The organism is Streptomyces sp. NPDC058246, assembly GCF_042881985.1.
In the GTDB taxonomy this organism is placed as follows: domain Bacteria; phylum Actinomycetota; class Actinomycetes; order Streptomycetales; family Streptomycetaceae; genus Streptomyces.
Genome location: NZ_JBHVWZ010000005.1, coordinates 304476 through 316102 on the forward strand (window position 1 = coordinate 304476; position 11627 = coordinate 316102).

The following is an 11627-nucleotide window of genomic DNA, read 5'->3' on the forward strand; positions in this document are numbered from 1 at the left end:
CGACGGGGTCCCGACGGGCGACGGTTCACCGGCCATGCGGTGCAAGCGATGCCATGAGAGGGCACACGCCCCGGACCGCGCCGCCCTCGGTGCGCGGTCAGTGCTCGCGCGGCGCGGGCACCACGCGCTCCACATCGGGGTGGACGGTGAGCAGTTGGCGCATGGCCGCCTCGGCCGCCGCTCCATCGGCCGCGGCCAGGGCGTCGACGATGCGGGCGTGGTGCGCCAGAGAGACATCCGTCGGCCGGTCACAGCCGGTGACGGGGTTGCCGGAGACCTGGAGCGCCGCCGACACGATCCCGGAGAGGTGCTCCAGCATCCGGTTGCCCGCGAGCTGGATGAGCATCGAGTGAAACTCCGCGTCGGCCCGCGAGAAGGTGAGCGCGTCACCCTGTGCCATGGAGTGACCCATGATCTCGACCATGTCGCCGAGCCGCTGCTGGGCCTCCTCACGTCCGTGCCCGGCCGCGAGGCGTGCGGCGAGCGGCTCGATGGTCCAGCGCAGCTCGCTCAGCTCACGTCGCTGGTCGTCGCGCTGCGGTCCGAAGGCCCGCCATTCGATGATGTCCGGGTCGAGGAGGTTCCAGTCGCTGACCGGGCGCACCCGCGTGCCGACGTTCGGCCGCGCGCTGACCAGTCCCTTCGCCTCCAGGACGCGGAGCGACTCGCGGACGACGGTACGGGAGACCTCGAACCGCTGGCCGATCTCCTCGGGGACGAGCGGACGGTCCGCGCCCAGGTCGCCGGAGACGATCATCTGGCCCAACTGCTGGACGAGTTGGCCGTGCAGCCCGCGTCCGCGGCTGCCCGCGGTACGTCGGCCCACACGGCCGAGCTCCGGGTCCGCGCTCTCCCACGCGGGGGCACCCATGCGGTCGACGCCAGGGGCCTCGGCATAGGGGTAACGGTCGAGTTCGCCCGGTCCGGCCAGGCCGGAGTCTGCGGAGCGGGCGGCGGTCATCATGGTCTGCGCAAGGGTACTCACGGATCCTTTGTCGGCGCTGGCTCCAACTCCCTTGAGGTCTTTGGTGAAAAGCACACGAAAGGGTGATCGCTCACCCCGTCGCAATTGACGCCTTATCGGAAAGAAATGGGCTTTCTTCGGGGAGTTGTGCGCAGGGCGGGAACCGAAGGGCGCGGACGGTCGTCATCGGGCCCTGCTCCGCAGGGTCGTGAGCAGATATGCGCAGAGCAGGGCGGTCAGCGACAACATGAGGGCACTGCCCACGGGTTGGACGATCACCCGCACCACGGCCTCCAGATAGCGCTCGCCGCCGAACGGCCACGGCATCAGCAGCAGCTCGCGCAGCCTCCCCGGGAACCCCGCCGCGGTCCGTACAGAAGGCCCTGCCAAGGCCTTTTGTACGAGGGGTACGACGAGGATCGGCACGGCCAGCACCGCGGCGAGCCCGGCGGCCGTGGACCGGAAGATGCCCGCGGCCAGCACACCGGCCCAGGCGCAGCCCACCACGAGGCCGATCCAACTCGCGCTCAGGGAAAGCCACTCTGCGGGAACTCCGGTGAGCTCCCTTCCGTAGACGAGGTAGAGCAATTCCAGGTCGCAGCCCACGGTGAGGAAGGCCAGCATCAGCGCGGTGGCCGTGGCGACGAGGAGTTTGGCGGCGAGCAGCCCCAGACGGCGGGGGACGGTCCCGCGATCCGCGGCCAGGGCGGGGTGGCGGAACTCCTCGCCGAATGCGACGGCGCCGAGCAGCCCCGCGCCGAGCGCGGCGGGCGGCAGAGGAAGTTCCTGCGGCCACGCCGCGAGGAGGCGCGGCTGGGGCGTGTGACCGATTCTGGCCAGGACGACGGACAGGAGGGCCGAGGTGACGAGTACGGCGGCGGTGGTCAGGTAACCCGTGCCTACTCCGGCGGAGCGCCGCAGTTCGTAGCGCAGGGGACGCAGCGGGCTCGGGGCCTGGCGTACGGCGATGGGCGGCGGGAGGGGCGGCAGGGCATTCGAGGCCAGCGTGTCGGCCGGGCGCGGCGCGTCGGTCTCGTGCGCCTCCTCCGCCGCGGACGGCGTGGCCACCGGTCCCATGTCACCGATTTCGTCGGCGAGTTGGTGGACGAGGATGCCGTGCCGGAAGGCGGTCTCGCCGATGTCGGCGCAGGTGCTGCCGTACACCGAGAGCCGATTGCCGTCCTCGCGGACCACCTCGACCGAGCGCTGTGCGGTGCGGGCCTCCTTGGTCAGCAGGGCACCGAGGCGGGCGGCGTGCGGGCTGCGGACGGCGACGCGGGGGCGGAGCCGGGTGCGGGCGAAGTCCGCCGCCTGCTGGTCGGCGACGAGTCGGCCCTCCTGCAGTGTGACGACCCGGTCGGCGGCTCGCGCGGCCTCTTTGGGGTCGTCCGTGGTGAACAGCACGGTGCCGCCCTGGTCGGCGTGCGCACGCAGAATTCCGTGCAGCCAGCGTCCTTCGAGGGCGGAGAGCCCGTCCGCGGGGTCGTCCAGGACAAGGGTGTGCGGGTCGGACAGAAGTGCGCACGCCAGGCCGAGTCGCCGGTCCATGCCGCGCGAGAGGGTGCCCAGGCGCTCGTCACGGAGGCCGACGAGCCCGACCACTTCGAGGACTTCGTCCGCGCGCCGAACGGGCACGCCGGCCGCCGCGCACAGCATGCGGAGTTGGCCGCGGACTGTCCGTGCGGGATGGCCGGGCACCTCGCCCAGGAGGACGCCGACTTCACGCGACGGATGGGCGATCCGATGCAGCGGGCGGCCTCTGAAGTAGGTGATTCCGCGACCCTGTTGGAGTTCGAGCATGAGCTTCAGCACCGTCGTCTTGCCCGCGCCCGGGGCTCCGAGGACCGCCGTGACATGGCCCGCGCGCGCCTCGAAGGACACGTCGTCGACGGCGAGCGGAAGCTCCTTGCGAGGGTTGCTGGTCAGTCCGATGGCCTCGATCACCCAAAGCAAGATAGCGTGACATTTCCGATTTTCCGGGCACCTTGAGCCTCGTCTCGGGCCTCACACCTCCTGCGGGCACACGACGGCCCGCCGTAGGCGGGACCTGCGTTCCCTGCCCCCGGTCAGACCTCGGGGCGCAGCATCGGCGGGTTGAGCAACGTGGCGCCCCCTGCGCGGAAGAGCTGGGCGGGGCGGCCGCCCTGGCGCGTGGTCGTGCCGCCCGTGGGCACCAGGAAGCCCGGCGTGCCCGTCACCTTCCGGTGGAAGTTGCGCGGGTCGAGTGCGACGCCCCACACCGCCTCGTACACGCGGCGCAGCTCACCCACGGTGAACTCGGTCGGGCAGAAGGCGGTGGCCAGCGACGAGTACTCGATCTTGGACCGGGCGCGCTCCACACCGTCCGAGAGGATCTGCGCGTGGTCGAAGGCGAGCGGCGCCGCCTGCTCCCCGTCACGCCCGTAGCCACCCTGCTGCAGTAGCTCTTCGACGGGCGCCCAGCGCGCACTGTTGGCATCGCCGCCCGCCCGGGGCGCGGGCAGGTCGGGGGCCAGCGCGAGATGGGCGACGCTGACCACCCGCATCCGCGGGTCGCGCTTGGGGTCGCCGTACGTCGCGAGCTGCTCCAGATGCGCGCCGTTGTCCTGCGCGGGCGCGGAGGGGTCGTGGGCGCGCAGCCCGGTCTCCTCGACCAGCTCGCGCGCCGCCGCCTGAGCCAGATCCTCGTCGGTCCGTACGAACCCGCCGGGGAGCGCCCACCGCCCTTGGAAGGGCTGCTCGCCCCGCCGTACCGCCAGCGCGCACAGGGCGTGGCGGCGCACGGTTAGCACGACCAGGTCCACGGTCACGGCGAAGGGCGGAAAGGCCGACGGGTCGTAGGGCATGCCGCGATCATAGTCGTCTGCCTGACGATAAACACTCCCTTCACCAGCCGCATCCACAGTTGATCCACTTCCGTCCGGTACGCCGCCCACCGACCGCCGCCGGCCACCGTCCGGGGACACGGTCGCAAACTCACACCCCGTCAGACCCCCAACTGCAGTCCGTCGGCCGCCTCCTCGACCATGGCGAGGCCGAGCCTGCTGACACGTACGGAGAAGGGGGCGCCCGAGATCCGCAGTCCCGTCAGTCCGATCTCGCCCAGCGGCGCACCGCGGACCGGGCGCAGGGTCACCGTCCCGGCGGGGGCATCGGGGCGGATCCCGGCCAGGGAGGTGAGCAGCAACACCCCTGCGGCCGCGGCCGTGGCCGCCGGTCGGCACGCCGCGGGATGGGGCAGCGGGGCGCTCTCCTCCGTCCGCTGCTCCCCCGCGTACATCTCGGGCAGCCGGTGGCCGAACGTCTCGGCCGCCGCGAGGACGCCCCGCAGCAGCGAACTCGCCTCCTTCTCGTAGCCCGCTGCGGCCAGCCCCACAGCGGCGACCACGGTGTCCGGCACCCGCACCGCGCCCCCGCGATGACCGAAGGGGTTGTACGCCGTCTCCTTCGCCCCCAGGCTGCGCAGCCCCCATCCCGAGTCCATGGCCGGGCCGCCGAGCAGCCGCGCGAGCTGCTCGGTCCGCGCCTTGTCGAGGAGGCCGGGGGCCAGCGCCCCGGAACCCAGCAGACCGGTGTCGAGCAGGTGGGCGGCACTCGAACCGAGGTGCGGTGCGAGGCGCCCGTCCCGAGCCCGGGCGGCCGCCGGTCTGCCACCTCCGCGGTCCTCGAGCCAGAAATCGTCGCAGAACGCCGCCCGCAGCTCTTGGGCCCACTGGCGCAGCCCCTCGCCACCGGGCCGACCATGTGCGTCGAGCAGATCGGCGCCCAGCAGCGCCGCCCGGTGAGCGTGTGCCTGTGTCTCGCAGCGGAGCGGCCCGCCGGGGTGCGGGTCGGGCAGATAGGTGCCGTCGCCGACGGTGGTCCGCAGCCACGTAAGGCACCGCTCGGCCGCGGGCAGCAGCTCCTCGACCTCCCGGTCGGGTAGCCCCCAGCGACGGGCCTCCGCGAGGAGTACGGGGAAGAGCAGGGTCGCCTCGGTCGCCGCGCAGCTTGGCGGCAGATGCGGTCCTCCGTCCCGGAGCGGCCCGGGAATCAGGCCCGACCGCGCTCCAGGACCGGCGAGTTGAGTACGGGCGAGAGTGCGCAGGGTGCCCACGGCGAGACGAGTGCCGAGGGGCAAGGCCATCCGCGCCGCGACCAGTGCCTCCGCCGGTGCCAGGCCGCACCGCCAGGGAGCCCCCGCCGCGAGGTACGTGTCCGCAGGATGCCGGGGATCGCGCAGCAGCAGTGCCTGGAGATCCTCGACGCAGGTGCGCAGGAGTGCCGGGACTCTGGGGTCGTCTCCCGTAGCCCTGGCCTGGGCGAACGGGCTCGCCGCGCCGCGTCCCGCCGCTTTGATGGGTCCCCCACCGTCCGGCCGGACGTGCAGTTCCACGCTCCGGGTGCCGCCCGGCGGCAGTTCGAGCTCCCAGCGCAACAGCCCGGCGGAGGCCAAGGCGTCGGTGGGCGGCGGGTCCGCGGTGACGGCCGCATGCCCCGTGGGGCAGGACCAGCGCAGGCCGGAACCGTGGACGCTGGCGGGCAGTTCGGGTCCGGCTCGGCCCGCGGCGACCGAGCCCAGTTCCGCGAGGTCCGTGCCGAGGGCGACCTCGACGGGCAGGCGCAGGGTACGAGGGGCTGAGCTCTGGAGGGTGATCCGCTCGGTGCCGTCCGCGTAGCGCATCCGTTCGACGACGACGTCCGGGTCCGGGCCGGCGTCGCGGGACGCACGCAGCGTCCCCACGAAGCGGGCTCGGTCGGCCCCGACCATCCGAGCCTGCACGGCGAGCGGTTCCCGGCCGGCGACCCGCACCTGGCATCGGGAGAGCATGCGCCGACCCGCTCGGTAGAACCCCTCCAACCCCTGGCCGGTCAACTGCCCCGTCTCGGTGGAGATCGCCAGACCAGGCAGGGAGACGCAGATCAGGGCCCTGTGGGCGGGCGGCAGGTCCACGGTCCGGCGCGGCACGGGAAAAGCCGGCTGGGGCGCCGCCTGGCCGCCCGCTCCCGCCAAGGACGGCAAGGCGTTGTCCCTCTCCGCGAGCGGAGCCGATTCCCTTTCCTTGGTCGGGGTCGGCGGATCGCCCCGACGGGTTGCCGGATGCGGGATCTTTCGCAGCGGCGGGCGGTCGCCGTCGGGGGCCGAGGACGGGTGGGGCAAGGACATGGGACAGCTTCCTCCGCGCTCGGTGCGTCTTGAGCGCGCTCGGCGCCGGGTGGGGGGCTCCGTAGGGTCGGGGGCGATGCGGCGGCGCGGCGCGGCCACGGGTTCCGCCACTCAGGTGAACGGAGCGGCCCTGCCTGGGGTCACGCCTTCGGTCTGGGAAGCCGACCGAATGGCGGCGGGACGGGACCGAGTCGCACGCCGGCCCCCGGAACAAAGTCGGGCAGCCGCTCCCTCGCCCACCCGAAAGCAGACCCCGCGACAGAGCCGCGCACCAGCTCGCTCGCCCCCTCGAGAACAGCGCCCGCCACCGAGCCGGCCGTCCCCCCGCTCCCCCAGCCGGAAGCACACGCCACCGGCTCCCTCGCCCACCCGAGCGCAGACCCCGCCACCGGGCCGACCAGCCCCTCCCGCGCCCGCGCGAAACCAAACCCGGTAACCGGGCCAGCCACCCCCTCGCCGAGCCTGATCCGGCCCGCCCCGCGCCCACGGCGGTTTCCATGCTCACGTGTCCTCCCCTGTGTCGTGCCTGCCGCCCTCGCGGCGCGCCCGTGGCCGACTGCTCGTGCTCTCGGCCGCGCGCCCCGGCCCGTCGCCGGCGGGCGAGGCCTTGTCGGAGGGGCGGCGTCGGCGGACGCTCTCTGCTCCGGGGCTGCGTCGACCTGGACGGGCCCCTCCGCCGTGCCCGTCAGAGCGCGTCCGGCGCCGGCTCCGGGTGCTGACTCCCGCACTCGGCTGCCGGAGACTCGTCGGGGGCCCAGCCGGTGCGAGCGGCGCCGTGAATTCACTGGGCTGCTCCGTTTCCGCCGCCGCTCGGCCTGTGCGCTCGGCGCGGAGGCAGCGGCGGACGGACTCCGGGTCCAGGCCCTCGTTGCACGCCTGGTGCAGGAGGCGGGCGAACAGGTAGTCGGGGTCGGCGCCGAGCGCCATGGCGAGGGCCTCCCGGGCCTCCAGTTCGTCGCCCGTGGACCAGGCGACCCACCCGGCGAGGGTGAGGGGCGCCGCTGCGTGCTCGTGGTACGGGCCGACGCAGCGGCGGGCCAGCGCTCGCCACAGGCGCAGGGCCGGGCCGGCCTCGTCGCCCTCCATCCACTCCGCGGCGCGATCACGGGTGGTGCGGTCCTGAAGACCGAGGATCAGGGTGGCGGCTTCCTGGTGCTCCAGGAGCCCGTCGTCGCGAAGGTCCGCCGGACGCGTGCCGGGCACCGGTGGAGCGTCGCCGAGACGCCTCATGATCCGCCGGGCCAGTTCGAGCGCCTCCTCGGCCACGGCGGCGCGGCTCTCGCCGTCCAGAATCCTCGGGACCAGCGCCATACTCGCCGTGTCGAGCGCGGCCTCCTGCTCCAGCGCGGCCGCCACCTCCCACGGCAGAAACCTGGCCGTCAATTCCCTCAGCGATCCGCGCACTTGGAGACCTGCGTACGTCGCGGCGGCGGCGAGGACGGACGTGCCCGGCAGCCCCATCGACGCGCCCTCGGGCGGACAGCACCCCTGCCCGGGGCAGGTGTACGACCAGAAACGGCCGTCGGAGATGCAGAGGGCCTCGATCACCGGAACGTCGAGGCGACCGCACGCCGTGCGCAGCAACTGCGCGAGCGGGCGCAGGCGTTCCATCACCTCCCGCCCCGATTCGCCGCTTCCGGGTTCCTGGCAGAGGTAGGCGACCATGCTTTCGGGCCGGGCACCTCTGCGCTCGCTACCCGTCACCAGCCCCCGCGCCAATTGCTCGGCCACGGACGGCCAGTCCTCCGCGTGGGCGGGGATTCCGAGGCGCGCTCGGCCGCCGAAACGGCCGCGCCGCTCTCGGTCGTGCAGGGCCACCAGCACGATGCTGTCCTCGGGCCGGTACCCGAGCAAGTAGGGCAGGGCGTCGGCCAGTTCGGCGGGGGTGCGCAGGGTGACCTGATGCTCGGCGCCGGGAACGCCAGGACCGCCTGCAGCCCCGGGAGCGTAAAGGGGACCGGGGATACCGGGATCAACGCCAGCACCGTGAGCGTTAGGGGTACGGGGGCCCGGAGTACCGGGAGTCACCGGAGTACCGGGAGTACTGGACGCATCGCGCCCCGCACACCCGGTGTCCTCGTCCCGAGTGCAAGGCCCGCCGTCCCCGTCCCGTGCATCGAGCCCGAAGATGTCCTCGTCGCCGGGCCTGTCGGCTGCTTCGTCGTGATTCGTCATGCCGTGACCATCCCGCGGATCACGGAATTCCGCTTCGACCTGTGGATAACCATGATCATGGACACGACATAAACCGTCATGGGTTTTCCACAGCTCGACGGCCTCGTTCGCGCGATGTCCGACCCATCGGGTTGCATGGGGCCATGACCAACGAAGACCCGCGACCCTCAGCCACCGAAAACCCGCGTACCGCCACCGACCAAGACCTGCGAGCCGCTGCCGACGCGGTACTGGCCCGCCTGGTCGGGGCCCAGCCAGGCGAGGCCCGGCTGCGCGAGGACCAGTGGCGCGCCATCGAGGCTCTGGTGGCCGACAAGCGCAGAGCCCTGGTCGTGCAGCGCACCGGCTGGGGCAAGTCCGCGGTGTACTTCGTCGCGACCGCCCTGTTGCGCGAGCGGGGCGCCGGGCCCACGGTCATCGTCTCACCGCTCCTCGCGCTCATGCGCAACCAGGTGGAGGCGGCAGCCCGCGCCGGAATCCACGCGAGGACGATCAACTCCTCCAACACCGAGGAGTGGGAGACGATCCAGGCCGAGGTCGCCGCGAGCGAGGTCGACGTCCTCCTGGTGAGCCCGGAGCGGCTCAACAATCCCGACTTCCGTGATCAGGTGCTGCCCAAGCTGGCCGCGGCGACCGGGCTGCTCGTGGTGGACGAGGCGCACTGCATCTCCGACTGGGGCCACGACTTCCGGCCGGACTACCGCAGGCTGCGCACCATGCTCGCCGACCTCCCGCCCGGCGTGCCCGTGCTGGCCACCACCGCGACGGCCAACGCGCGCGTGACGGCCGACGTGGCCGAGCAGCTGGGCACCGGAGCCAGCACGGACGCACTCGTGCTGCGCGGGCCGCTGGACCGGGAGAGCCTCAGCCTCGGTGTGCTGCGGCTGCCGGACGCCGCCCACCGGATGGCCTGGCTGGCCGAGCATCTGAAGGACCTGCCGGGCTCGGGCATCATCTACACGCTCACCGTGGCCGCTGCCGAGGAGGTGACCGCCTTCCTGCGCCAGAGCGGCTACACGGTGACGTCGTACACCGGGAAGACGGAGAACGCGGACCGTCAGCAGGCGGAGGAGGACCTGCTCGCCAACCGCGTGAAGGCCCTGGTCGCCACGTCCGCGCTGGGTATGGGCTTCGACAAGCCCGACCTGGGGTTCGTGGTGCACCTCGGCTCGCCCTCCTCCCCCATCGCCTACTACCAGCAGGTGGGGCGCGCGGGCCGTGGTGTGGAGCATGCCGAGGTGCTGCTCCTTCCAGGCAAGGAGGACCAGGCGATCTGGGAGTACTTCGCCTCGATCGCCTTCCCTCCGGAGGAGCAGGTACGCCGCACGCTCGACGTCCTGGCCCGGGCCGACCGGCCCCTCTCGCTGCCCGCGCTCGAGCCGCTGGTGGAGCTGCGCAGATCCCGCCTGGAGACCATGCTCAAGGTGCTCGACGTGGACGGGGCGGTGCGCCGGGTCCAGGGCGGCTGGATCTCCACGGGCACACCGTGGACGTACGACACCGAGCGCTACGCCTGGGTCGCCAAGCAGCGCGCGGCCGAGCAGCAGGCGATGCGGGACTACGTGACGACGACCGGCTGCCGGATGGAGTTCCTGCGGCGGCAGCTGGACGACGAGGGGGCGGCGCCGTGCGGACGCTGCGACAACTGCGCGGGAGCGCGGTTCGAGCCCGCCGTGTCCCCCGCGGCGCTGGACGCGGCCAACGGCGAGCTCGGCCGCGCAGGCGTCGAGGTCGAGCCCCGGAAGATGTGGCCGACGGGACTTCCGGCGGTCGGCGTCGACCTGAAGGGACGTATCCCGGCCGGCGAACAGGCCGCTCCGGGGCGCGCTTTGGGGCGACTCTCGGACATCGGCTGGGGCAACCGGCTGCGCCCCATGCTCGCCCCCCAGGCTCCGGACGGCCCCGTACCGGACGATGTCGCCAAGGCCGTCGTCGGTGTGCTGGCCGACTGGGCGAAGGGACCCGGCGGCTGGGCCTCGGGGCGGCCCGACGCGCAGCCTCGCCCGGTCGGCGTCGTCACCGTGGCGTCGCGTACGCGGCCGCGGTTGATCCAGTCGCTGGGCGCACGGATCGCGGAGATCGGCCGACTGCCGCTGCTCGGTTCCGTGGAGTACGTCGGAGAGGTGTCGCAGATCTCCCGGAGCAACAGCGCCCAGCGGCTGAAGGCGCTCGACGGAGCACTGACCGTCCCTCCCGAGCTGGCGGCCGCCCTCAAGGAGGCGGCCGGCCCCGTACTGCTCGTGGATGACGCCACGGAGACCGGCTGGACACTCGCGGTGACCGCGCGCATGCTACGCCGAGCCGGTGCCCAGGGGGTGTTGCCGCTGGTCCTCGCCGTACAGGCGTGACGCACGCATCGCCGATCGGAACAGTGGGCATGGATATAGCCGACGCATCGCCCGAAAACGGTCTGTGGCCCCAATTGCTCGTTGCCGCAACCCAGTTCGACAGGAAGAATTGAAGTCCGCTCCCCGCACGGCTCGCCCGTGGTCCGGTAGGGCTCTGCTGCGGCGTGCGCTCCCAAGTCCGACCCCGCCCGCAGTGTGGGCGCGTAGCCGAAGGGAGGACCGTGACCTTCGGATTCGCTCCGTCCTCGACGGCATCCATGTCGTCGTCTGCCGACCTGTCCGCCGCTTCCGCCAACCCACTGGCCCGGATGCTCGAACCCGCCGAGTGGGCCTCAGCCGGGATTCCGCTGCTGCGCAATCCGCGGGAGGTCGTCAGCGGACTGCACGCGCGGCACAGTCCCAGTCCTTCGACCGCGGTAGTGGCTGTCCTCGATCCGGACGATCGGCTGGCGGCCAGCGCCTCGTTCGTCCGGCGCCCGGCTCCGGCCGACGGCTGGATGTTCCGCAACGCGCTGCTCGCGCAGCTGCGCCGGGTCATTCCGCACGACCTGCGGCGCCGCACCCCGGTGCGCACGGCAGTGCTGCTGTACTGCCGCGACGGCGACGCGCGCTGGACGGAGGAGGACGGGGCGTGGATGTGGGGGTTGCGGGATGCCTGCACACTCCACGGGCTGCGCTGCGGGGCGTACATCACCCTGACGCGTGACGGCTGGCAGGTCCTCGGCGAGGGCCGCGGCGGACGCCGACCCAACGCGGACTCACCGCCGGAGCCCTTCGCCACGGCCGAGGCGCTGCCGCCACTGCCGCGCACCGGAGGCGTCGCGTCGGAGGTACTGCGCCGGGCAGCCGCCCGCTGAGCCACCCGCCGCGAGGCGCTGCTCCGGCCCTGGCCGGTGCACGGCCCGCGCGACCCTGCCCACCTCACACCAGGCAGCCGCGTCGGCTCACTCCCGGGCAGCCGAACCAGCCAACCGCGGGAGACGATCCGGACGCTGCTGCAGCGGCCCTCGATACA

General features: G+C 73.0%; 7 protein-coding genes. 2 read left to right on the plus strand and 5 right to left on the minus strand.

Features of this window, described 5'->3' with window-relative positions; genetic code table 11:
- Window positions 1-97: 97 nt before the first annotated feature.
- The 5 genes from ACFVXA_RS10435 to ACFVXA_RS10455 form a co-directional block, all read right to left on the minus strand.
- A complete protein-coding gene (locus ACFVXA_RS10435) occupies window positions 98-985 on the minus strand; it encodes an FCD domain-containing protein (RefSeq protein WP_362017066.1) in 888 nt (295 codons plus the stop codon).
- Between the two features lie 162 nt (window positions 986-1147).
- Window positions 1148-2908 carry an ATP-binding cassette domain-containing protein gene (locus tag ACFVXA_RS10440; RefSeq protein WP_383740336.1) on the minus strand — a complete coding sequence of 587 codons (1761 nt, stop codon included), beginning with the start codon at window positions 2906-2908 and terminating at the stop codon, window positions 1148-1150.
- A gap of 122 nt (window positions 2909-3030) precedes the next feature.
- On the minus strand, window positions 3031-3789 hold the full coding sequence (locus ACFVXA_RS10445; protein ID WP_362017062.1) for an NUDIX hydrolase: 759 nt from the start codon (window positions 3787-3789) through the stop codon (window positions 3031-3033).
- Between the two features lie 140 nt (window positions 3790-3929).
- A complete protein-coding gene (locus tag ACFVXA_RS10450; RefSeq protein WP_390024606.1) occupies window positions 3930-6089 on the minus strand; it encodes a glycogen debranching N-terminal domain-containing protein in 2160 nt (719 codons plus the stop codon).
- 501 nt (window positions 6090-6590) lie between these two features.
- Window positions 6591-8264 (minus strand): DUF4192 domain-containing protein, encoded by a 1674-nt coding sequence (locus ACFVXA_RS10455; protein ID WP_390024608.1) that lies wholly within the window; start codon window positions 8262-8264, stop codon window positions 6591-6593.
- 143 nt (window positions 8265-8407) lie between these two features.
- Here ACFVXA_RS10455 and ACFVXA_RS10460 point away from each other — a divergent pair, with 143 nt between their 5' ends.
- Window positions 8408-10612, plus strand: coding sequence for a RecQ family ATP-dependent DNA helicase (locus ACFVXA_RS10460; protein WP_384024507.1), 2205 nt, complete (start codon window positions 8408-8410; stop codon window positions 10610-10612).
- Window positions 10613-10833: 221 nt separating this feature from the next.
- The gene (locus tag ACFVXA_RS10465; RefSeq protein WP_390024610.1) at window positions 10834-11469 is read left to right on the plus strand and encodes a hypothetical protein; all 636 of its coding nucleotides are present in this window, start codon (window positions 10834-10836) and stop codon (window positions 11467-11469) included.
- The last annotated feature ends 158 nt before the right edge of the window (window positions 11470-11627 follow it).